Source organism: Acinetobacter sp. YH12239 (assembly GCF_013417635.1).
In the GTDB taxonomy this organism is placed as follows: Bacteria; Pseudomonadota; Gammaproteobacteria; order Pseudomonadales; family Moraxellaceae; genus Acinetobacter.
Map to the genome: position 1 here is coordinate 1 of NZ_VPDP01000014.1, position 24,541 is coordinate 24,541.

Annotated in this window: 21 protein-coding genes; 13 read left to right on the forward strand and 8 right to left on the reverse strand. The window is 39.0% G+C overall.

Annotation, left to right across the window (positions count from 1 at the left end; all coding sequences use genetic code 11):
- The first annotated feature begins 211 nt into the window (after positions 1–211).
- From FTV17_RS11665 to FTV17_RS11675, 3 genes are read left to right on the forward strand one after another with little or no spacing between them, the layout of a single operon-like run.
- Positions 212–1,885, forward strand: a complete 1,674-nt coding sequence (locus tag FTV17_RS11665) for a phosphoethanolamine transferase (protein WP_179999735.1) — start codon at positions 212–214, stop codon at positions 1,883–1,885.
- 1 nt (position 1,886) lies between these two features.
- A complete protein-coding gene (locus FTV17_RS11670) occupies positions 1,887–2,567 on the forward strand; it encodes a response regulator transcription factor (RefSeq protein WP_179999736.1) in 681 nt (226 codons plus the stop codon).
- Between the two features lie 15 nt (positions 2,568–2,582).
- Positions 2,583–3,896 (forward strand): ATP-binding protein, encoded by a 1,314-nt coding sequence (locus tag FTV17_RS11675; RefSeq protein ID WP_179999738.1) that lies wholly within the window; start codon positions 2,583–2,585, stop codon positions 3,894–3,896.
- A 4-nt stretch (positions 3,897–3,900) separates the two neighbouring features.
- On the opposite strand, the gene FTV17_RS11680 is transcribed toward FTV17_RS11675, so the two are convergent.
- Positions 3,901–4,569: a phosphatase PAP2 family protein gene (locus FTV17_RS11680; protein WP_179999740.1), complete on the reverse strand. Its 669-nt coding sequence runs from the start codon at positions 4,567–4,569 to the stop codon at positions 3,901–3,903.
- A 152-nt stretch (positions 4,570–4,721) separates the two neighbouring features.
- On the opposite strand from FTV17_RS11680, the gene FTV17_RS11685 reads away from it, so the two are divergent.
- Entirely contained in the window at positions 4,722–5,594 is an 873-nt protein-coding gene (locus tag FTV17_RS11685; protein WP_179999742.1) for an alpha/beta hydrolase, read from the forward strand.
- 4 nt (positions 5,595–5,598) lie between these two features.
- Here FTV17_RS11685 and FTV17_RS11690 read toward each other — a convergent pair whose 3' ends face one another.
- Positions 5,599–6,216, reverse strand: coding sequence for a TetR/AcrR family transcriptional regulator (locus tag FTV17_RS11690; protein ID WP_035270045.1), 618 nt, complete (start codon positions 6,214–6,216; stop codon positions 5,599–5,601).
- 104 nt (positions 6,217–6,320) lie between these two features.
- Between FTV17_RS11690 and FTV17_RS11695 the strand changes: the two genes are divergently transcribed.
- Positions 6,321–7,676, forward strand: a complete 1,356-nt coding sequence (locus FTV17_RS11695) for an NAD(P)/FAD-dependent oxidoreductase (RefSeq protein WP_218945374.1) — start codon at positions 6,321–6,323, stop codon at positions 7,674–7,676.
- A 113-nt stretch (positions 7,677–7,789) separates the two neighbouring features.
- The gene (locus FTV17_RS11700) at positions 7,790–9,412 is read left to right on the forward strand and encodes a long-chain-fatty-acid--CoA ligase (RefSeq protein ID WP_179999746.1); all 1,623 of its coding nucleotides are present in this window, start codon (positions 7,790–7,792) and stop codon (positions 9,410–9,412) included.
- Positions 9,413–9,472: 60 nt separating this feature from the next.
- On the opposite strand, the gene FTV17_RS11705 is transcribed toward FTV17_RS11700, so the two are convergent.
- The 5 genes from FTV17_RS11705 to FTV17_RS11725 all read right to left on the reverse strand — a co-directional run bounded on the left by FTV17_RS11705 (position 9,473) and on the right by FTV17_RS11725 (position 15,287).
- Positions 9,473–10,789 (reverse strand): NAD(P)/FAD-dependent oxidoreductase, encoded by a 1,317-nt coding sequence (locus tag FTV17_RS11705; protein WP_179999748.1) that lies wholly within the window; start codon positions 10,787–10,789, stop codon positions 9,473–9,475.
- Between the two features lie 183 nt (positions 10,790–10,972).
- Positions 10,973–11,971, reverse strand: a complete 999-nt coding sequence (cysK, locus tag FTV17_RS11710; RefSeq protein ID WP_179999750.1) for a cysteine synthase A — start codon at positions 11,969–11,971, stop codon at positions 10,973–10,975.
- Positions 11,972–12,093: 122 nt separating this feature from the next.
- Positions 12,094–12,768 (reverse strand): class I SAM-dependent methyltransferase, encoded by a 675-nt coding sequence (locus FTV17_RS11715; protein ID WP_179999752.1) that lies wholly within the window; start codon positions 12,766–12,768, stop codon positions 12,094–12,096.
- Positions 12,769–12,866: 98 nt separating this feature from the next.
- Positions 12,867–14,558 (reverse strand): AMP-binding protein, encoded by a 1,692-nt coding sequence (locus FTV17_RS11720; protein WP_179999754.1) that lies wholly within the window; start codon positions 14,556–14,558, stop codon positions 12,867–12,869.
- A 102-nt stretch (positions 14,559–14,660) separates the two neighbouring features.
- Positions 14,661–15,287, reverse strand: a complete 627-nt coding sequence (locus FTV17_RS11725; RefSeq protein ID WP_179999756.1) for a TetR/AcrR family transcriptional regulator — start codon at positions 15,285–15,287, stop codon at positions 14,661–14,663.
- A 145-nt stretch (positions 15,288–15,432) separates the two neighbouring features.
- Here FTV17_RS11725 and FTV17_RS11730 point away from each other — a divergent pair, with 145 nt between their 5' ends.
- The 7 genes from FTV17_RS11730 to FTV17_RS11760 all read left to right on the forward strand — a co-directional run bounded on the left by FTV17_RS11730 (position 15,433) and on the right by FTV17_RS11760 (position 23,408).
- Positions 15,433–16,605: an isovaleryl-CoA dehydrogenase gene (locus FTV17_RS11730; RefSeq protein ID WP_179999758.1), complete on the forward strand. Its 1,173-nt coding sequence runs from the start codon at positions 15,433–15,435 to the stop codon at positions 16,603–16,605.
- 26 nt (positions 16,606–16,631) lie between these two features.
- Positions 16,632–18,233 (forward strand): carboxyl transferase domain-containing protein, encoded by a 1,602-nt coding sequence (locus FTV17_RS11735; protein WP_092768407.1) that lies wholly within the window; start codon positions 16,632–16,634, stop codon positions 18,231–18,233.
- Positions 18,234–18,245: 12 nt separating this feature from the next.
- Complete coding sequence (locus tag FTV17_RS11740) at positions 18,246–19,046, forward strand: enoyl-CoA hydratase/isomerase family protein (protein ID WP_179999760.1); 801 nt, start codon at positions 18,246–18,248, stop codon at positions 19,044–19,046.
- Between the two features lie 13 nt (positions 19,047–19,059).
- Positions 19,060–21,054, forward strand: coding sequence for an acetyl/propionyl/methylcrotonyl-CoA carboxylase subunit alpha (locus FTV17_RS11745; protein ID WP_179999762.1), 1,995 nt, complete (start codon positions 19,060–19,062; stop codon positions 21,052–21,054).
- Complete coding sequence (locus FTV17_RS11750) at positions 21,054–21,986, forward strand: hydroxymethylglutaryl-CoA lyase (RefSeq protein WP_179999812.1); 933 nt, start codon at positions 21,054–21,056, stop codon at positions 21,984–21,986. The genes FTV17_RS11745 and FTV17_RS11750 overlap by 1 nt, the downstream gene beginning before the upstream one ends.
- Before the next feature lie 78 nt (positions 21,987–22,064).
- Positions 22,065–22,769 (forward strand): CoA transferase subunit A, encoded by a 705-nt coding sequence (locus FTV17_RS11755; RefSeq protein WP_179999765.1) that lies wholly within the window; start codon positions 22,065–22,067, stop codon positions 22,767–22,769.
- 3 nt (positions 22,770–22,772) lie between these two features.
- A complete protein-coding gene (locus FTV17_RS11760; protein WP_179999767.1) occupies positions 22,773–23,408 on the forward strand; it encodes a CoA transferase subunit B in 636 nt (211 codons plus the stop codon).
- 40 nt (positions 23,409–23,448) lie between these two features.
- On the opposite strand, the gene FTV17_RS11765 is transcribed toward FTV17_RS11760, so the two are convergent.
- The gene (locus FTV17_RS11765; RefSeq protein ID WP_257219938.1) at positions 23,449–24,540 is read right to left on the reverse strand and encodes a phospholipase A; all 1,092 of its coding nucleotides are present in this window, start codon (positions 24,538–24,540) and stop codon (positions 23,449–23,451) included.
- Position 24,541 lies beyond the last annotated feature (1 nt).

A 24,541-nucleotide genomic window follows, 5' to 3' on the forward strand; every position in this document is an offset into this window, starting at 1 on the left:
AAACTGTGGCTAAATTTATTCAGGCTTAAGTTCAGAACAACTCAAGCCTAAACTCAGGAAACATCACCTGTCACGGGTGACTCATCTTGACGCTTTGCCAGATTGCTCCACCAGTCTGGCTTTTTTTATGCCCTAGACTTCAATCATTTATTCAGTAAATTTTAAGAAATAAAACCTAATCTCAGCGTAGTTAAATATTAGAACTCATCGTATGCGCTACACATCTATCATTCAGCAATGGAAAAAACCAACGATAAGCCTAGCACTATTCAATTTAGTACTCTCAATATGGGTTGGCATTGGTTTAAATATTGCTTTCTACAAACAACTTACTTCACTCACACCTTATCAAGGTTATCCAGCAATTCTTTTTTTAATAGGTTCATCTGTCTTAATCACAGCCGCTTATTTTTTTATTTTCAATCTTATTCATTGGAGATTGAACGTAAAGATATTTGCAAGTATCTGGATTTTATTAGGCGGTATGTCTGCATATTTTGTAAGTAGTTTAGGCATTATTATTAATGCTGATCAAATTCAAAATATGATGCAAACCAATACGACGGAAGCACTTGATCTGATAAATATAAGATTATTTGTTTGGATCGTATTTTTTATTTTAGTACCTCTTTTTTTTATTTATTGGGTAAATATCAAAAAATCAACGTTTTTTCATACTCTTTGCAGGAAAATTTTATACACTGCGATCAGTTTAGTTTTAGTGTTTGGTTGTGCTTATTTATATTATGTTGACTATGCAGCTATTTTTAGAGAAAACAGAGAGTTGAAAGGGATGATCAGTCCTCAAAATGTCGTTACAGCGTCCTTCAGTTATTATAAACATCTTCAACCCCCCAAAAATACGACTATTCACCCCTACGGACGTGATGCACACCAATTTATTCAAACTGCGACCCATCAAACTCCAAAACTGATGGTTTTAGTGATAGGAGAAACAGCACGTGCAGAAAGTTTTCAGTTGAATGGATATGATCGAGCTACAAATCCAGAATTAAGCAAATTAAATATAATTAATTTTCGTAACGTCAGTTCCTGTGGTACTGCAACGGCGGTATCAGTACCTTGTTTATTTTCTGGTATGACTCGACAAGCATATACAGAAAAAGTCGCAAGACAACGGGAGAACTTACTCGATATTATTCAACGTGCGGGCTACAAAGTAACGTGGATCAATAACAATTCAGGATGCAAAGAAGTTTGTAATCGGGTTGAGCGTTATGAAATTCCCGAATCTATTCGTAAGCAATGGTGCGATTCTAAGGGTGAATGTAAAGATGAAATATTGATTGCTAGTCTTAATGCCTATATTCAAGCCATTCCCAAAAATGATAAAACTCCAAGACTTATCGTACTCCATCAAATGGGAAGTCACGGCCCAGCTTACTATAAACGGTCCACTCATCAATACACACCCTTTCAGCCGACCTGTAACACCAGCGCAATTCAGGGATGTAGTCAACAAGCTCTGATCAATACGTATGATAATTCAATTGTATATACAGACCATATTCTCGCTTCGACAATCAATTTATTAAACAAACAAACTCAATTTCAATCCGCTTTATGGTATTTATCAGATCATGGTGAATCCACGGGTGAACATGGAATGTATTTACACGGCGCGCCTTATCAAATTGCACCATCACAACAAACTCATGTGCCGATGATCATGTGGTTTTCAACAGCATGGCGAAAACATGAAGCGTCAACTGTACGATGCATTAAATCTCAGAAGAATAATGCACTTAGCCAAGACAATGTCTTTCACACCATGCTAAGTTTATTGAATATTCATACTACAACATTACAACCCGCATTAGACCTCAGCCAACAATGCAAACCTCAATTACAGAACAGAGCCTAATATGAATAAAATCCTGATGATTGAAGATGACTTTATGATTGCAGAGTCATCTCAAAAGTTGCTCCAATATCAATCATTTGAAGTAGTCTGGGTCAATAATGGCATCGATGGCTTAAAACAATTAAATCAACAAGCATTTGATTTAGTGCTGCTCGATCTTGGATTACCTATGATGGATGGCATGCAAGTACTCAAACATCTTCGATCACTATTTCCTTCAATTCCTGTACTCATTATTTCAGCAAGAGATCAACTTCAGCACCGTATCGATGGATTAAATCAAGGTGCTGATGATTATCTAGTAAAACCATACGAGTTTGAGGAGTTATTAGCGCGTATTCACGCCATACTCAGACGTGCATCTCAACAAAATACATCTCAGATAAAACAAATTTTAGAATTTGGCGGACTCAGGTTAGATCTTGAACAACATATCGCGAGTTTTGAAAATCAGACGGTTGAGTTTTCAAACCGTGAGTGGGCTTTATTAATTCCACTCTTAACTTATCCAAATAAGATTTTTTCGAAGTCTAATCTTGAAGAAAAACTATATGATATTGAAAATGAAATCAGCAGTAATACCATTGAAGTCTATATTCATCGCATACGCTCAAAATTAGGTAAAAATTTTATTCGTAATGTGCGAGGATTAGGTTATCGGCTAGGTCAGCCTACACCATAAAACAAGAATTGATACATGACACAACCCTACTCTTTACAAAAGCAACTTGTTGTATTTACCTCAATTTTTAGTGTGGTAATGGGATGCATATTAGTTTTTTCAGCCTATAGAACAGCTTTAGAGGAAACAAATGAAATACTTGATGCTCAGCTGAAAAATCTGGCAGAGCGCGTTGCAAAATTTAATCCAGATCCTGTAAAGAGTAAATTTTCACATTTAAAACAGTACCATGAAGAAGATTTATTTGTAGATGTTTGGGCCTATGACCAACAATCACATTTACATGAAAAGTTTAAACAGTTGGTTGAGCCAGTCGCTAAGTCAGGTTTTTATCATCACACTAATCATTATGGTAAATGGCATACCTATGTGATTCCATTGAAAACTGTTCAAGTTCAAGTGAGCCAACAAGACTCTGTTCGACAAGCTTTAGCCATAGAGCTCGCAATCAACATGTTTTTACCTTATTTAATAATTATGCCCTTCGCGATTTATGGCTTAGGTTTTATAATTAGAAGAAATTTTGCTCCATTTGAGCAATTTAAATCCGAATTAAGTACACGTAAACCAAATGAGCTGACCGTAATTGACCCTCAACAGTACCCTATTGAGCTAGTACCCAGCATTCAAGCGATCAATCAATTATTTCAAAGGATCTCTGATGCCCAACAAGAACAAAAACAATTTATTGCAGACGCCGCTCACGAATTAAGAACACCAATTACAGCATTAAATCTTCAAACTAAAATTTTACTCAAAGAGCTCCCCCATCACGAATCGTTAATCAAAATGAATAATGGTTTACACCGAACTCAGCATTTGGTCGGACAGCTTTTAAATCTCGCTCAACAAGATTCATTGAATGCCAATAACGAGAAAAAAATGAGTATTCGGTTAGATGAACGTGCTTATCAATCTATTGAACAATTGATTCATTTAGCCTTAGCCAAAGAAATCGATTTAGGTATGGAACGTTATGAACACGTTCAAATTATAAATTATTCATCTGCTATAGATTCAATATTAACCAACTTAATAGAGAATGCGATTAAATACACGCCTCCCAATGGCATCATTAATGTTTCGACATTTCAAGAGAATGATATAGCTATCATTCAAGTCGAAGATAGTGGCCCAGGAATTTCAGCAGATCTCTATGAACGTATTAAAAAAAGATTTTATCGAGTTGAGCAACATCAAGAAATTGGTAGTGGTTTAGGTTTATCAATTGTTGAAAAAGCTGTAGAACGTATGGGGGGTAATCTTATCTTTGATCGCAGCCCTCAATTAGGTGGTTTATTGGTGAGAATGGAAATTAAACTACATTAATTGCTTAGGCTAATTTAAACTTTTCTTTTAGACTAAATATTACGACATTGAACATCCAAATCAGCCAACCAGTCCAAAGATTATGACTAAAAAAATGCGCTCCTCTGAGCATTTGCGTCCATCCCATAAGCATTCCCAAGAGAATTGCACTCAATAAGTAAAATTGAGCTAATTTGCTTTTTTTGCTCCTGAACACAAAATACCCACTCAATAATGCAAAACCTGCAGAAGCATGACCTCCAGGAAAACAATGCCCAACTTTACTACTGAGACTCCAGACAATTGTCATTCCCTGAGGTTGAACTGCATCCCATGGACACATCAAGGTCGACTGTGATTTGAACAACGCTATTAAAATAATTGAAATTAAAGCAACTGCAAAAATTGTGATGTAATTTTTAGAGGTTTCCAAACGTTGATTTCTCGATTTGGGATGAGCAACCATGACTGCATATATCAGCATACTGCAGTACATCGCGATTAGCACATATTTAACCCATTCATGCCCGACTACACTTGGCCAAAATGCATCTTTTAAATAGAACACTCCTTTTGAATTTAAGCCTAATTGAATCAATTTCATATCGACTGCACCATGTACTGGAAATAGATTGACCAAAATGAAATAGCTCAAGATTAAGGCGATACATTGCTTACGATAGAAAAAACTCATACGAATTCATCGAATAAAAATGTATTTAAATCAATCAGGCTTAAAATTTTCTGAACGATTTGACATCAAATAGACTTTTATACTGCATAACGATATGCTTAAACCAACCTGAGTTGGGTTTTAAAAATAAAAAAGTGTTAAGGATAACCACGATGCAAACTCAAGAATTACTCATTCTGAATGGCAACTATCAAATCCAAGCGGATTTATATATGCCCGAGCCGATCACAAAAGATTCTAGTATCATCATTATGGCTCATGGCTTAGGTGGAGAAAAAAGCTGTGGCTTAAACTCTTTCGCTGAAGCTTATGCAGAATTGGGATATAACCTATGCGTATTTGATCATTCTGGTTTTGGATTAAGCAGTGGTCCTGTTCAGCATCTTGTCGATAAAAATAGCCAACTTCAGGATTGGAAAGTCGTTATCGACTATATTCAAACCCGATTCTCCATCCCGAAAAAAAATATCATTTTATGGGGGTATTCGTTCAGTGGTGCGCATGTTCTAACATTAGCAAGTGAACACACCTTTAAAGCAGTGATCTCTAATTTTCCACACGTTGATGGTTTAGCGAGCTTGACACTGTATCCGAAAAAATATTTATTGCCTGCAACCATGATTGCATTACAAGATTTAGCCCTAGCAAAAATAGGTAGAGTCAAAACCATGCCTGTAGTTGCAAAAGATCGGTTTGCCATTTTGGCGGGTGAAGATTGCTACGATGCATATTATCGACTGATCCCAGACGGGATGCATTGGAAAAATGCTGTACCAGCCCGAATCGTTGCAACCATTGGTTTATACCGACCAACAATGATCGTTCATAAAATTCAATGCCCTGTTTTTGTGTCAGGTGCGGAACTAGATTCACTTATTCCTGTCAAAGCAACACGTAAACTCGCACAAAAATTAAAACAAGGTGAATATCGTGAGTTCGTCTGCGGTCACTTCGATCTATTTCATTTGCCCGTTTTTGATCAACTCATCGCAGTGCATCAACATTTTTTGGAAAAACTAAAATAAACTTTCAAAGTTGGTAGTTATATCCCTTACTGCTTAAGTAAAATTCACTGATAAAATGGCATTCTTTTAGAATGTCATCAGTGACTTGTTGATGCTGATAGTAGCTGTGTTTCATTAATGCAAAAACCATTTCAACCAAATACACCGCTTCCTCTTTTCTATTCAATTTCAGCGGATGTACTTTCTGCTCAAATACCGCTTGTAAATCATGAGCAATCTTCTCAATGACGATTTCCTGTAAATTAAAACCATCAACATGTACTGGCCCACCCAAAATCAAAATACTTGCAGCAGGATTTGAATTGTAAAACTCTGCCACCTTAGAAATTAGATCAAAACAAATATCACGTGTTGACCAAGTTTGATAGCACTCATTTTTAAACAAAACATAGGCCTGCAATTCATCCAAATAACGTTTCACCAATATGCTGAACAAATGATTAACTGTTGGAAAGTATTGATAAATCGTAATCTTAGGAAGATCGGACTGTGCTGCAATTTCGGGAATAGTACAGTGATTGATGCCTTGTTCTTCTAATATTTTCTTCGTTGTTTCTAATACAAGTTCTAACCTTGCTTTACTTCTTTTTTGTACAGGAAGCTTAATTTCATCAAAAAGCATTTAAACAAATCCCCTGTCTTGCTGTTTAAAAATAAATCGATTATAGTCATAAAACCAACTATAGTTGGTTATGAATAAAAAGAACATCATTCAAGGATATGAATATGAACACAGTCTGTATCATTGGTGCAGGTCCGTCAGGAATTACGGCTGCTAAAAATTGTCAACAAAATGGTATTGCATACGATATCTTCGAGAAAAATGACAAAGTCGGTGGGAATTGGGTGTTTAATTCTAAAACTGGTCATTCTTCAGTCTATGAGAATACACACATTATTAGCTCGCGTACAATGTCTGAATATGAAGATTATCCAATGCCAGACAGTTATCCTGATTATCCACGACATGATCATTTGCAGCAGTATTTTGAAAATTATGCCAAACATTTTGGTGTATATGACAAGATTAAATTTCATCACACCATTCACCATATTCATAAAAATGAAAATAAAAAATGGGTGGTGGATTACACCAATGATCAAGGTAAAGAACAACAGAAAATATATGACTATTTAATGGTTGCAAATGGTCACCATTGGAAACCGAAATACCCTGAGTATGAAGGTGAATTTACTGATAAGTGGATGCATTCACATGATTTTAAAGGTGTTAATGACGACTGGCGAGGAAAGAAAATTTTAGTCATTGGTGCAGGTAATTCAGGTTGTGATGTTGCCGTAGAATCAGCACGTGTCTCAAAAGATGTGTATATATCAATGCGCAGCCCACAATGGTTTGTTCCAAAATTTATGTTTGGACATCCCGCAGACATACTCGTCAAGTCAATGGAAAAACTTCCGCCCAAAATGCGCCAAAAAATTCTAACTAAATTGGTAAAAGCCTTCAGTGGAAATTACGCAGATTTTGGCTTGCCTGTAAATGACAAACCGATGCTGACACAACATCCAACGGCGAACTCTGACTTCATTGACTATGTGCGTCACGGTAAAATCAAACCAAAACCAGCGATCAAGCGTCTCAATGGTAAAATTGTAGAATTCGTCGATGGTACTCAACAAGAATTCGATATCATTTGTTGTTGTACTGGTTTCTGGACCGTCTTCCCTTTCTTCGATAAAGATTTTATAGATTTCCAACATGCTGAAAAATTACCGCTTTACCGTAAAATGATGCATGCAGAACATGACAGTCTTTATTTCATTGGTTTATTCCAGCCACTAGGTTGTATTTGGCCAATTTCAGATCATCAAGCCAATTTGGCATGTCAGGAAATTTTAGGAAAATATAAACGTCCAGCTGATATGAAAAAAGCGATTCAGCATGAGTTAGATCATCCACATTACAACTTTGAAGGCGGTCAACGACATGCAGCAGAAGTTGACTATAATGACTTCCGTGCAGAACTCGTGTCAGACCTTAAAACTGCTGGTGTCATCATTCCAGAGCGTAAACCTTTGGTTTCAATCCGTAAATTAGTTGGTTCTTTACTGACTGCATAATTTAGTGTATTTCTAGGTCATCAGTGAGTGTTACGTTAATCGTGAGCACTCACCTTACATAAGTATAATCAACTCAAAATAACAACTTAAATGATCAATAGCAGGAGCTTTGCATGCACGGACGTATGATGTTTCAACCTTTATTAATCAGCAGTTTACTAGAACATGCTGCTGAATTTCATAAAGACACCCTGATCGTTTCAAAAAACACCGATGGCACACTTTACGAAACCAATTGGGGCGATGTATCGGATAATGCTAAACGTGGTGCAAAGGCATTGAATGAACTTAAACTCATTCACGGCGATTGTATTGCAACATTAGCTTGGAACAATCATCGTCATTTAGAGGCTTGGTATGCTATTTCTGGTAGTGGTTTAATCTGTCACACCATTAACCCAAGATTATTTCCAGAACAACTGATTTTCATTATTAATGATGCACAAGATAAAGCGATTATTTTTGATAAAACATTCCTACCTTTGATTACAGGAATAAAAGCACATATTCCACTGGTGCAACATTTCATCTGCTTAGATGCACCTGATGAAAAGATTCGTCAAGCCTTACCCGAAGTCTTGTTCTACGATGACTTAATTGCGGGTCAAACTGCAGAATATACATGGCCTGAATTTGATGAAACCACTGCTAGTTCACTATGTTATACCTCTGGAACAACAGGCAATCCTAAAGGTGCTCTCTATTCTCATCGCTCAACTGTTCTTCACAGTTTAGCGGCCAGCTTACCTGACTCACTCAATCTGTCAGCCAAAGACATTATTTTACCAGTAGTTCCGATGTTTCACGTTCATGCATGGGGAACACCTTATGCCGCAGCGATGGTAGGTGCTTCAATTATATTACCAGGGCCGGGTCTTGATGGTGAGAGTCTAGTTAAACTCATTGATCAATATGAAGTGACTGTTGCACTTGGTGTTCCTACCATTTGGCAAAGCTTGTTGGTCGCTGCAAAAGCAATGAACAGTTCACTGACCTCTTTAAAACGTAATGTGATTGGTGGCTCGGCTTGCCCACCAAGCATGTTAGCCACATTCCGTGATGTATATGATTGTGAAACCATTCATGCATGGGGGATGACTGAAGCCAGTCCACTTGGCACTGCCAATCAATTCAAAGCTAAACATAAACAACTTTCTCAGGATCAACAAGCAAAACTACGTCTTTCCCAAGGTCGCCCGCCGTTTGGAGTCAGGATTCGTTTAGTGTCTGAAGAAAGAGGAACCGATCTTGTTCCACATGATGGTGAGACTATTGGTAATTTACAAATCAAAGGACATTGGATTGTTGACAAATACTTTGGTCAGTCCGACTCACCATTGACCAGTGATGGATGGTTTGATACTGGAGATATTGCGTCTATAGATGCTGATGGCTATCTGCATATTAGTGATCGTGCCAAAGACTTGATTAAATCTGGTGGAGAATGGATCTCTTCTGTAGAGCTTGAAAATATCGCAATGGGTCACCCAGAAATTGCGATGGCTGCAGTAATCGCAGCACAACATCCGAAATGGGATGAAAGACCTGTCTTAATCGCCGTTAAACATCCTAATAGCCAAATCACTGAACAACAACTCATTGATTACTATGCTGATAAAATTGCTAAATGGCAAACCCCAGATAAAGTGATATTTGTCGATGCCATACCGCTTAGCGGCACTGGAAAAATGCTAAAAAGAAAACTTCGCGAAGAATATGGACATGTATTAATGTGAGTTCAGGTTAATTTCTCAACTCACTCATACTAACCAAATAAAGCTGTAACTGTACATCAGTTACAGCTTTATATTTGAGCCATTACGAATAATTAAATTAGCAGTATCACGACCTGACAGATATGCACCATGCACAGTGCCTGCATAATCGGTATGACAATGTTCACCTGCAAAATATACTTGCGCTGGATGCTCTTTTTTAAAGATCTCTACATCATCTTTAGTATGTTCAACTTTTGGAAAACTAAATGAACCTAAACTAAACGGATCACTCCCCCAGCGGGTAATTATGATGTTCTGAATTTCATTGGAGTGCATGCAAATCTTCAATATTTTCTTGATATATTCATGCACCTGTTGATCCGTTGCTTGATCAACCCATTCTGACTTTGTACCTCCAACGAAAAGTAGATAAGTCGGTTTATTATATAAATGACTAAAATCTAAAATACTATACAGCTCACGCTCATCCCAAAAAAATGCCGTATTGTGTTTAAGTGCATTCCCATTAAATTCTAGAGCTTTTGAAAATTGTATAAATATTTTATTGAAAGATCCAAAACCCAGCTTTTGAATCGATTGGACTAATCCACTAGGCAAAGGCGGCTCAAACTTAATTTTATCTTGCTTTAAAATACCGAGTGGAACTGTCACCACAACTTGAGAACCTACGTAAAGCTGTCCACATGCTGTTTTTATCTGCACTTGATGAGAGTCATGAACGATTTCAACAATATTTGCATTCGTATGAATCTCTAAATCAGCAGCCACAACTTTAACAATCTGTTCATAACCTTTTGGAAATATCACTTCATCGCCTGAGAAGTAGCCTTCAAAATCCATAAAATTATGGGCTAATTGCTCTAAATCAGTCGCAAAAGGATCATTGGCAAGCCTTGAGTAATACTGCTTAATTTTTTGTATGATGACGTCTCGATCAAAATAATGAAGTTGAAAACGTATCTTCCCTAAAACATTCTCAAGTTGCTCAAAAGCGGAGATATCCTGCTCTTTTGATTTATTTTGAAAAACCTTCTGAACATCACGAAGGCATTTTTCAAATTCTAAGCTCTCTTGTTCGGTAAATGGCTGACCATTGGCATGAAAATAATCCACTTGATCATAATTAAAAACTTGAGTACTTATCCGATTGGACTCTGCAATTTTCCATATCGGATTATTATCAATACCATGTATCCATGATGCACCAAGGTCAAAACAATGACCATCAATGTTTTGTGTATGTATTCTCCCACCTATACGATCACGTGCTTCTAAAACAACAACATTAAATCCTGCTGATTTTAAATGCTGAGCACAACTTAATCCTGCAACACCAGCGCCGATAATATAAATAGGATGATTAAAGTCGTTCATTCATTTTTTTATTAGAAAAAATTCGCTTAAAGATATCGCGTTCAAAACTGTGAAAATAGTTGTGTGATGTAATAAATTTAAAATGATTGGTAACTTAAGAAGAGTTAAAAATTGTTTTAATCGAATAAATCACAAAAAAAACGGCCATGAAGACCGTTTTTTTAGAATGCTTTGATTTTCTTCTTAATCTGCTGAGATATCTTCAAATAAAACTGAAGATAAATAGCGCTCTCCAGCATCAGGTAAAATCACCACTATGGTTTTACCGTCATTTTCAGGACGTTGAGCAAGTTCATGAGCGGCCGCTAATGCTGCACCACTTGAAATCCCCACAAAAATCCCTTCTTTGATTGCAGATTGACGAGCAAAATCAATTGCAGTTTGATTTTCAATCGCGATAACTTCATCCACCAAATCTAAATCTAGGTTCTTAGGAATAAAGTTTGCACCAATGCCTTGGATTTTATGTGGTCCCGGAGTCAGTGTTTCGCCACGCTTCGCTTGTCCAATAATTGGTGAGTCTGCTGGTTCAACTGCAACTGAGTAAAGGGCTTGATTTTTAACTTTCTCAAAATAACGCGAAATACCAGAGATCGTACCTCCCGTACCTACACCAGCCACTAAAATATCAACCTTACCACCCGTTGCTTCAAAAATTTCAGGTCCAGTTGTAGTTTCATGAATGGCAGGATTTGCTGGGTTTTCAAATTGCTGAGGTAAATAATAAAGCTCTGGGTTCTCAGCAACTAAACGTTCAGCTTCTTGAACAGCACCATTCATCCCTTTAGCAGGATCGGTTAATACTAAATGAGCACCTAATGCTTTGAGTACTTTACGGCGCTCGATACTCATACTCGCAGGCATGGTCAATGTGATGTCATAACCTTTAGCAGCAGCAACAAAAGCGAGCGCAATTCCGGTATTACCACTCGTCGGTTCAACAATATGCATGCCTGCTTTAAGCACACCACGTTGTTCTGCATCTGCAATCAAAGCTGCACCAACACGGCATTTTACTGAAAATGCTGGGTTACGTGCTTCCACTTTAGCAAGAACTGTAGCCCCACCCTGTATCACACGATTAATGCGAATAAGCGGTGTATTACCAATCGCTTCAGCGTTATTACTGTATACCGCGATTCCACGATTAGAAGTTTGTGGAAATTGAGTCTCTGTGGTCATGAACAACCCTTATATTCATAAAACAATACTTTTATCATAATCCTTTTTCATTTTAGATATATAACCATTTGTAAGATTTTCATATAAGATAAAATGAATAGGTTATTCTAAATATGAAATTATCACTTTACTGCTTTTAATCCATAAAAATTAGACATTTGACAAAAAGTTCTTAAATTTTGATACCCAGCCTGAAGGTATAGATTCTTCATCTCTTTCACCGTCATTAAATTAAAGTCATCATGTATTCTCTCCAACATGACCTGACTTTGTTTTTCACTTAATCCTATTTTTGTCACCAAATTTTTTAATACCAACTGATCATTTGGTTCTTCGAATTGCATCAGATCGAAACTCAGAACCATGCCATCGTGTTTCAAAGCATGGTAAATATCACCTAAAAAACTCTTTTTGCACGCATGCGAAATAAAATGAAAAACCAAAATACTCAATACTGCATCAAAATTTTCAGGATATTTCTGGAGCACCGTCGTGTCACCTTGCAGAATTGTGACTCGGTGCATTTGCTGCTTAAACTGAACGATCTGTTTTGTTTTTTCAAGCATCGCTGCCGATGGATCAAACACAACAAACTCCGCCTTTGGAAAATGATCTAATAAATAATTCAGTTCATATCCAGTTCCACACCCGACAATGGCAATTTTAGCCTCTTCTTTGAGATGAGTTTCAAGCAGCGCTAATATATGTAGATGCATGAGTTCATATCCTGGTATCAGCTGTCTGATATGCTCATCGTAATTTTCTACGATTTTTGGGTGATCAAAATTCTTTGCCATATCACTCTTCGACTATTTTTAAAATTAAGCCGAACTGAGTGAACTAAGTTCGGCTTTGTTATTTTCTGCTTAAAGTTAAAAATATCACTCAATGACGATTAAGCACTCTCATCAAAAATATTGAGTTGCTCACGCATATATTCTTGGAGTTTAAACTTCTGAGCCTTACCAGAAGCAGTCATTGGGAACTCTTTAAGGAAATGTACATATCGTGGCACTTTATTATGTGAGATATTAGCTTTGCAGTAATCTTTGATCACTTGTTCAGAACATTCATGTCCTTCATGCAAAATAATACAAGCACATAATTCTTCGCCATATTTGGGGTCAGGAAGTCCAATCACTTGAACATCGCTAACAGCCGGATGTTTATATAAGAAGTCTTCAATCTCTTTAGGGAATAAATTCTCACCCCCCCGAATCACAACATCTTTAATGCGACCTTTGATTTTGATAAAGCCTTCATCATCCATTTCAGCGATATCACCCGTATGCATCCATTTTGCGACATCTACGACTTCTCGGGTTTTTTCTTCTTCATCCCAATAACCCAGCATGACTGAGTATCCACGTACACATAACTCTCCGAGTTTGCCACGAGGCACTACTTTACCGTGTTCATCGACTATTTTAATTTCGATATGTGGATGAACTCGACCAACAGTGCTCACTCGTTGTTCTAGCGAATCTGTGATCGAACTTTGTGCGCTTACTGGCGCTGTTTCAGTCATGCCATAACAAATCGTGATATCTCGCATATGCATACGCTCAATGACGCGTTTCATGATTTCTTTTGGACATGGACTGCCAGCCATGATGCCTGTACGTAATGTAGTCAAATCAAATTCGTCAAATTGCTCATGATCAAGCATGGCAATAAACATGGTAGGCACACCATAAGCCGCGGTACATTTCTCTTGTTCAATCGCTTTAAGACTATCAAGAGGATTAAATACAGCTGATGGATAGATCATGGTTGATCCATGTGTAATACAGGCGAGATTACCCATCACCATACCAAAGCAATGAAATAACGGTACAGAAATACAAACTCGATCTTGAGAAGTCAGTTTGATTGCCTCTCCCACAAAATACCCGTTATTCAGAATATTATTGTGTGTCAGCATGGTCCCTTTGGGGCTACCTGTCGTTCCGGAGGTAAACTGGATATTGATGGTTTCATCGAATTGAAGACCAGATGCTATCTCATTAAGTTGATCTAACTGCTCTGAAGTCGGTTCAACCAATAAATCACTAAAGCGATAAAACCCAGTATGTTGTTGATCATCTATTTTGATCAAATACTTTAAATGAGGCAATTTTTCAGCATTTAAAACGCCATTGGTCGTATGCAAAATCTCCGGTGCGATTTGCGTCAAAATTTCTTGATAATTGGTCGTCTTAAAGGTCGATGCAATGATCAAACCTTTGCATGACACTCGATTGAGTACGTATTCTAGCTCGTAACTTTTATACGCAGGGTTTAAGTTGACCAAAATAATTCCAGCCTTAAAGGCTGCAAATTGTGCGATCGTCCATTCCACACAATTAGGGGACCAAATCGCTAGACGATCTCCCTTTTCTAAACCGATTTTTAATAAACTACATGCAAAAGCATTTACATTCTCTTGTAACTGCTGATAGGTCAAACGTACATTTTGATGCACACTGACCACAGCATCCTGATCGGCATATTGTAGACATGCTTGATCAAATTTATGGCCTATGGTCATACCCAATAAGGGTTGCTCACTGGTGCCATAGGCATAGCTGAGTCGTAATTGCGTCATTGAATCATACTCCTTGATTCTATTTTCTTATATCAATCCAATATTTCGTTATTAATTACGCGATTACTCGTTTAGACACGACATCCTTTTGTGTGAATTAATTTAATTTTCCTCCTTTGCCTTAACTGCATTGACACAAAAGTCTGCAATTTGCTTAACGAAATAACCTTTATAACCGTCGTCAAACATCACATTACGCGATGGATTTAGGGGTTCAATCACAACGAATGTCATCGCACCAACCACGCATAATGCAGCTGTATTTAAATCTTCAAATTCGAACTCACCATTGACCTTTCCTTCGGCAAGAATCTCCTTTATGGATTGTTTTATCAGTTGCTTACTTCTAAAACGTTCATGCTCAATTGTTGGGTCTACGGGCTCAAACATGAGTGAATATGCAAGTTGAGGGCTATTCAGAGCACGTTTTACGAAAGCAGTGACGGCCTTTGTCAACTTCTCAGTCGAAGTCCAATCAGTTTTTGCAATCTGATTCAGAATATCGACCTCTCCTTTGATGGCCTGTGAAAGCACTTCAATCAAAATCTGATTTTTGCTCTCAAAATAGCGATAGACCAAACCACTCGAGACACCAGATTTATCTGCAATCGCTTGCACTTGCGCATCTTTAAAACCACCACCCGCAATAAGTTCGCGCGCGGATTGCAATATCGATTGACGATTTTGCTCCATACGCTCTTGCATCAAAGTGGATCTTTTATAACTCATAATTGTTCACCCAATCAACTAAAATGAATTATAAATCATTTTCTGAATTTATATTCACTTTTTTAAAAAATAACTGTATTGTATTTCTCAAGCAAGGACAAAATGCTTCACTGGAAATAAAAATTAAATTTTAGGATGAATGAAAATGAATTTACAGAGTATCGACTTTGGACTAGACGAAACACTAATCGCTTTACGTGATTCTGTAGCTGCATTCTGTGCAAAGGAAATCGCACCTATTGCTCAACAAGTTGATCAAGACAACTTATTTCCAGCTCATTTATGGAAAAAATTTGGTGATATGGGGTTACTTGGACTTACCGTGAGTGAAGAATACGGTGGTGTCAATCTGGGTTATTTGGCTCATATCATTGTCATGCAGGAAATTTCACGAGCATCTGCATCCATTGGACTTTCATATGGAGCTCATTCAAATCTTTGTGTGAATCAAATTAACCGTAATGGTAGCGAAGAACAAAAACAAAAATATCTTCCTAAATTAATTTCTGGCGAATATGTCGGTGCTTTGGCAATGTCTGAACCAAATGCGGGTTCAGATGTCGTCAGTATGAAATTACGTGCTGAAGAGCATGGTGATCACTTTGTACTTAATGGCTCAAAAATGTGGATTACCAATGGTGGAGATGCTGACGTGCTGGTGGTTTACGCCAAAACTGACATCAATGCTGGTGCCAAAGGCATGACTGCTTTCATTATTGAAAAAGGCATGGAAGGCTTTAGTCATGGGAGTCACTTAGACAAACTCGGAATGCGTGGTTCAAATACTTATCCCCTGTTCTTTGACAATGTCAAAGTGCCTAAAGAAAACGTCATGGGTGGTGTAGGTAACGGCACCAAAGTCCTGATGAGTGGATTGGATTACGAACGCGCTGTGCTGAGTGGAGGTCCACTGGGCATTATGGATGCGTGTTTAGATGTGGTCATCCCATACATTCATGAACGTAAGCAATTCGGTCAATGTTTAGGTGAATTCCAACTCATGCAAGGCAAAATTGCGGATATGTATTCTACATGGTTGGCAAGCAAGGCTTTGGTTTATGCCGTGGGTGCAGCGTGTGACAAAGCTGATCATGATCGTGGTTTACGTAAAGATGCAGCAAGTGCCATTCTCTACTCAGCTGAAAAAGCAACATGGATGGCTGGTGAAGCAATTCAAACATTGGGTGGTAATGGTTATATCAATGATTACAGCACCGGTAGATTGTGGCGTGATGCCAAACTCTATGAAATCGGTGCAGGAACTTCTGAAATTCGACGCATGTTAATTGGTCGTGAGTTATTCAACGAAACCAAATAATTCAAGTTAATACAAGGAAGTTATTGATGAACGAAATTAAAAGCAAAATCAATCCACGTAGTGAAGAGTTTAAAATCAATCAAGCTGCAATGCTTGAATTGGTCGCAGACTTAAAAAAACAAGCTCAAACCATTGCCTTAGGTGGTGGAGAAAAAGCACGTCAGAAGCATTTAGCACGTGGAAAACTACTACCGCGTGAGCGCATTGATCAACTCATTGATGCAGGAACTGCCTTTCTTGAAATTGGTCAACTCGCTGCTTATCAAGTTTATGCTGACGATGTACCAGCCGCAGGTGTGGTTGCAGGTATTGGTCAAGTGCATGGTGTGACTTGCATGATCGTTGCCAATGATGCAACGGTTAAAGGAGGTACATATTATCCCTTAACTGTAAAAAAACATTTACGTGCGCAAGAAATTGCTGAACAAAATCATCTTCCTTGTATTTATATGGTCGACTCAGGCGGTGCATTTCTGCCAATGCAGGATGAAGTATTCCCTGATCGCGATCATTTTGGACGAATTTTTTACAACCAAGCACGCATGTCGAGTAAAGGTATTGCACAAATAGCCGTGGTTATGGGCAGTTGTACTGCGGGTGGCGCATATGTCCCTGCCATGTCCGATGAAACGATTATTGTCCGCAATCAAGGTACGATTTTTCTCGGTGGTCCACCTTTGGTAAAAGCTGCAACAGGTGAAGTGGTGACTGCTGAAGACCTTGGTGGCGGCGATGTTCATACCCGTTTATCTGGTGTCGCAGATCATCTTGCAGAAAGTGATGAACATGCGATTCAAATTGCACGCAATATTGTGCAAAACCTAAATATCGAACCGAAAGCATTTAAGACAGAAATTGAAGAACCGCTTTATAGTGCTGAAGAACTCTATGGTGTCATTCCGAGTGACTCACGCAAACCCTTTGACATACGTGAAGTGATTGCACGTATCGTGGATGGTTCAAGACTTGATGAATTTAAAGCTCGTTTTGGTACAACCTTAATTACAGGTTTTGCATCTATCTACGGCATGAAGGTCGGAATTATTGCCAATAACGGAATTTTATTTTCAGAGTCTGCTCAGAAAGGTGCGCATTTCATTGAACTTTGTACGCAACGCAATATCCCACTGCTCTTTATCCAAAACATCACCGGTTTCATGGTCGGTCGCCAATATGAAAATGAAGGTATTGCCAAAAATGGAGCCAAATTGGTCATGGCAGTAGCGACCGCAAATGTCCCTAAAATCACCTTGGTGGTCGGTGGTTCTTTTGGTGCAGGCAACTATGGAATGTGCGGTCGAGCATATTCTCCTCGCTTCTTATGGACTTGGCCGAATTCACGTATTTCCGTGATGGGCGGTGAACAAGCTGCTAGTGTTCTCTCCACGATTAAGCGTGATCAGATTGAGCAACGTGGTGAAACTTGGTCAGCTGAAGAAGAAGATCAATTCAAACAACCTTATCGTGATCAATTTGAAAAGCAAGGACATCCTTATTATGCATCTGCACGTTTATGGGATGACGGCGTGATTGATCCAGCAGAATCACGTCATGTCTTAGGTCTGAGTTTGGCTGCTGCATTGAATGCGCCAATTGAACCAACTCAGTTCGGCGTGTTCCGCATGTAAGGAGAAAATGACATGAGTTATGAATTTTTACAGCTTGAAATTGAACGCCAAGTTGCGACCGTATGGATTAATCGTGCTGAATTACACAATGCATTCAATACACAAGTGATAGAAGAGCTGAATCACTGTTTCACAACTTTAAATGCTAATGATGACGTTCGTGTTGTCGTTTTGGCAGGTCGTGGTAAAAGCTTTTCTGCAGGTGCGGACCTTAATTGGATGAAGCAAGCAGGTCAAGCATCAAAAGTGGAAAATGAAGAAGATGCTTTGAAACTTGCCAAAATGTTACAAAGTTTAGCCACGCTGAAACAACCGACTATCGCACGCGTCCACGGTATTGCATTTGGCGGCGGCATGGGGCTTGCTTCAGCATGCGATATTTGTGTGGCTACCACTGATGCTAAGTTTGCCACTTCAGAAGTGAGATTAGGTTTAGCACCTTCAACGATTAGTCCGTACGTGATCCGTGCGATCGGTGCTCGTCAAGCATCTCGATACTTTCTCACGGCTGAACGTATTTCTGCAGAGCAAGCAAAGCATATTGGTCTCGTCCATGAAGTTTGTCAGCCAGAACAGTTGGATGCCACCGTATCGGAAATCATTGATGCAATTTTGCTTGGTGGCCCTGAAGCTCAAGCTGCATCAAAGTCTTTGATTCGTTTAGTTGATCATCAAGAAGTCACAGAAGATTTACTGATTCAAACCGCCCAACACATTGCGCACGTACGTCAAGGTGATGAAGCCAAAAATGGCTTAACTGCTTTTTTAAATAAACAAAGCCCAGCATGGATTCAAGCAACGGCAGAACAATAAAAAGGAATTCAATATGTTTAAAAAAATTCTCATTGCAAACCGTGGCGAAATTGCATGTCGTGTGATTCGTAGTGCACAAAAATTAGGTATCGCAACGGTTGCAGTCTACTCAGATGCAGATGCCCAAGCGCAGCATGTCAAATTAGCAGATGAAGCCATTTATATTGGTGAATCCCCTGCTGCACAAAGTTATTTACAAGCAGATCGTATTATTCAAGCTGCACTTAAAACAGGAGCTGAAGCCATCCATCCAGGTTATGGTTTTCTATCTGAAAATGATCAATTTGCGGAAGCTTGTGAAAAAAACAACATCACCTTTATAGGGCCTCCAGTGGCTGCCATCTTAGCCATGGGTTTAAAGGCAACATCTAAAGCATTGATGGAAAAAGCAGGTGTACCACTCACACCTGGGTATCATGGCAGCAATCAAGATGCAGATTTTCTTAAACAACAAGCTGATCAGATTGGTTATCCTGTGCTGATTAAAGCCAGTGCAGGTGGTGGTGGTAAAGGCATGCGCTTAGTTGAGCGTGCTGAAGACTTTCTTCCTGCACTGAACTCATGCAAAAGTGAAGCGAAATCAAGCTTTGGCAATGATGACGTTCTAATTGAACGTTATGTTGTCAATCCTCGTCATATTGAAGTGCAAGTTTTTGGTGACAAACATGGCAATTATGTTCACCTCTTTGAACGTGATTGCTCTGTGCAGCGCCGTCACCAAAAAGTCCTAGAGGAAGCCCCAGCCCCTAAAATGGCCGAAGTTAAACTCGAAGCGATGCGTGAAGCTGCGATTAATGCTGCCCGAGCAGTAGACTATGTCGGTGCTGGAACGGTTGAGTTCATTGTTGAGCAAGATGGTACAGCTTACTTCATGGAAATGAACACTCGCCTCCAAGTTGAACACCCTGTGACGGAAATGATCACAGGACAAGATTTGGTTGAATGGCAATTACGTGTTGCTTATGGTGAACCTTTGCCAAAACAACAGTCTGAATTAAAAATTCATGGCCATGCACTTGAAGCTCGTGTTTATGCAGAAGAGCCAGAGAAAGGATTTCTTCCAGCAATTGGAAAAATTAATTATCTGCATTATCCGACTCAAAATGAATGTGTCCGTGTTGATAGTGGCATTGTGCAAGGTGATGAGATCACAACGTTCTATGATCCAATGATTGCTAAACTCATCGTATGGGGAGAAAATCGTGAAGCAGCTCTAGTCCAGATGCATCATGCTTTGAGCCACTTTCATGTCGAAGGCTTAGGCAACAATATTGCATTTTTAGATCGCTTAGTGGCATGTGACTCTTTCAAAAATGCCAATCTAGATACCAATTTAATTCAGCGTGAAGATGAGTTCCTATTTAAAACCACTACTCCTTCTTCGGCTGAAACAATTGTCACAGCAGCATTTATTGAACTGCATTCTCAGTTAAATGAATCCAAACGTACAAGCCATCCAGTTTGGAAAGCAAAACCCCTTTGGAGAAGTAATGTTGATGCGCGTACACCGATAAAACTAGAACATCTCGGACAAACGTATCAAGTTGAATTTATCTCAACTTCACAAGGGTTCGAAGCACAGCTTGATGGCGAAAGCTACGCTATCTCAGGTCAGTTGCTCAATGAAAATCTCATTGCGATCTATACCTCTTTTGGTCAAGAGAAAATCAGTTTCAAAAAAACCAATGATGCGGTCACCCTCTTTAAAAATGGGCAGACTTTTAAATTTGAACTCATCAAAGCTAATTTTAATACAGATGATCAATCCTCATCTGACTCAAATCTAAAAGCGCCAATGCCGGGTGCAGTGACACAAGTATTTGTTTCAGCAAATCAACGTGTAAAAAAAGATGACGTGTTATTAACGTTAGAAGCAATGAAAATGGAATACGCTATACGTGCACCATTTGATGGTGTCGTAGTCGCAGCTTATTTCCAACAAGGCGATCAAGTGAAAGCTGGAGATGAGCTGGTTGAGTTTCAAGCTGCTGAGGAGAATGCGGCATGATGAAAACAACCAATCAAACCACATCAAATCACGATAATTTTGTGAAAATCGTAGAAGTTGGACCTCGTGACGGTCTTCAGAATGAAAAAACACCCTTAACATTCGAAGACAGACGCAATCTTATTCTTGATTTGATGAAAACTGGTTTGAAGAATATCGAAGTCGGTTCTTGTGTATCTGCAAAGTGGGTACCTCAGATGGCAGAAAGTGATCAACTCTATGCCAGCTTATCACATGATGCAGATATCCAATTCAGCTTACTGACACCAAACCTTAAGGGATTCGAATCAGCTTTAGCTGTAGGCTGTAAAGAAGTTGCAGTTTTCACCGCTGCTTCTGAAAGCTTCACTCAAAAGAATATAAATTGTTCAATTGAGGAAAGCTTTGAGAAGTTTGCTGATGTATTACAGCTTGCTCAACAACATGATATTAAAGTACGTGGATATGTTTCATGTATCGTCGACTGCCCTTATGAAGGCCCAATTGATCCATCTAAGGTCGCTGAAGTCAGTGCAAAATTAATCGATCTAGGTTGCTACGAAGTATCCTTGGGTGAAACCATCGGCACAGCTACACCTGATCGAGTTGCCAAAGTTTGGAATGCATGTTTGGAACGAATTGAACCACAACTTTTAGCAGGTCATTTTCACAATACCTACGGCATGGCAATTGCGAATATCTATCAATCACTGACACAAGGCATCCGCATATTTGACTCATCGATTGCAGGTCTCGGCGGTTGTCCTTATGCCAAAGGTGCTTCGGGTAATGTATCCACTGAAGACTTATTTTATCTCTTGTCCAATATGGGCTATGAGACTGGCATTGACCTAGATGCCCTGATGCTTGCGAGTCGTAACATTAGTCAAGTTTTGCAACGAAATAATCCATCTAACTATGCCAATGCGTATTGGCAAAAAAAATGTGCTTAGTTCGTATCAGCATTATGAAATGATGAAGATCAGAAGCTGATTCAGGATGAATAAAATAAAAATACAATGAGGTGTTCAATGACGAACAAAGTGTATGAAAGTGCTGAAAGTGCACTGAACGATATCATTCAAGATGGTCAAACCTTAGCTGTTGGCGGTTTTGGCTTATGTGGTATTCCTGAGGCTTTGATTGCTGCCCTGAAACAAACGGGAGCTAAAGAGCTAATTTGTATTTCAAACAATGCGGGTGTAGATGGTTTTGGTTTGGGATTACTACTCGAAACAAAACAAATCAAAAAAATGATCTCGTCCTATGTCGGAGAAAATAAAGAATTTGAGCGACAATACTTAAATGGTGAACTTGAAGTCGAGCTAACCCCTCAAGGCACTTTGGCTGAAAAACTCCGTGCTGGTGGAGCTGGGATTCCTGCATTTTTCACCCAAACAGGCGTAGGTACGTTGATTGCAGAAGGTAAAGAAGTACGTGAGTTCAATGGTAAAGAATATATTTTAGAACCCTCTTTAACTGCAGATGTCGCTTTGGTCAAAGCGTATAAAGCAGATAAGGCAGGTAACCTAATCTTTAGGAAAACAGCTCAAAATTTTAATCCCGTTTGTGCGATGGCTGGGAAAATTACAGTCGCTGAAGTTGAGGAAATTGTAGAGATCGGTGAGCTCGATCCCGATGCGATACATTTGCCCGGCATTTATGTAAATCGTATCGTTCTTAACACCACACCAGAAAAAAGAATCGAACAAATGACCTTAAAGGCGGAGGCATAAGTTATGGCATGGACGCGTAATGAAATGGCACAACGAGCTGCCTTGGAACTCGAAGATGGATTTTATGTCAATTTAGGGATTGGATTGCCTACATTGGTTGCGAACTACATTCCTGAAAACATCAATGTTTGGCTCCAATCTGAAAATGGTTTGCTGGGAATTGGTGAATTTCCAACAAAAGAAACCGTAGATGCTGACCTGATTAATGCGGGTAAGCAAACCGTTACGGCGCGAGCAGGCGCTGCATTCTTTTCCAGTGCTGATTCATTTGCCATGATCCGTGGTGGGCATGTGAATATAGCTATTCTTGGCGCTATGGAAGTCTCTGAGCAAGGTGATCTTGCGAATTGGATGATTCCAGGGAAAAAAGTCAAAGGTATGGGTGGAGCAATGGATTTGGTGGCTGGCGTACAAAAAGTCGTCGTGCTGATGGAACATTGTGCCAAAGATGGCACCCCAAAAATTGTTCCGGAATGCTCACTGCCTCTTACAGGTAAAGCAGTCGTTCATCGCATGATCACAGATCTAGGAGTCTTGGATATCACGCCTCAAGGGGTAAAACTGATAGAACTGGCTTATGACGTCACCTTTGATGAGATACAGAAAGTGACTGGTGTTCCCCTAATTCAATCGAAATAAGATCGCTAAAAAAAACCACGCCTAAGCGTGGTTTTTTTATTTAGAAAGCATTCATTAAAGAGACGCCAATACCCGCATAGGTAGCACGATGATTATAATCAATCAAACTCTCACCATACCCATCGAATAATTGAAAATGACCTCTAAGTTTGCCACTGATTGGGAATGCCCAATCAAATTGAACAGCTCCTCGAGAATCATCCCCATCCTTAAGTGAATGTCTTAACATCAAACTAAAATCATGATCATTCCAACGGTAAAAAGTTGTTAAATCACCACGACCAATATAGTTTTTAATGTCAGGATTGTTATCATCATTGAAATCTTCTTCGATTCGATACCAAGGTCGAATCATCATAGCGAAATTATCACGCTCAAATCCTAAGTTCAGCATCACACGGTTCCAACTACGTGATAAAGGATCCGAACGTCCATTTGATTGATGATTCAGCGTTAAACCGAGTAAGCGACCATTTAAACCTAAAAATTCATAGTTGGTTCTAAACACAATACTTGCTTCAGGTTCATAATTCGTTTCACGAAATGGTCGTGATTCTTCAGAGTTGTAGACCTGCCAACGAGATGACTGGGTATAACCTAACCAAATATCGCCATTATTCCCGATTAAGTTTTCAACAGCTTTGGTTTTGAGTGAAATTTGAAACTTGGACTCTAAAGACTTTAAATTTTGATCATCTTCTACGGTGTTTTGAGGATTTGGACTCGATGGAAATTCGTTCTTATCAGACGTCCAAAATGCAGGAAGTAAATAGACAGGTTGATGTGCACGTATATTCCATGTACCTAATTTACTGTCTTCAGCCAATTCCCATCGTTTATCAAGCAACGATGAATTTGGTGTAATTACAGGACCTTCCACTGAAAACAAGTTTTCAAATTTTTGTTCGATTTTAGACTTTAAATCCTGTGGTTCAACCTGCGGTGCTGGTATTTCACGCGCAGCCTGACGCTCAGAAACATACGCAGGTTGCTCAAGTTCAGGGGCTTTGAACAATGCATCATAGCAGGCTAAACGCTCTGCATTTGAATCAAGTGCAACGCACGCTTGTGGTGACGCTGGATTCGCTGGTACCACATCTGTTGCCCAAACAGTCTGTATAGGCAAACACATG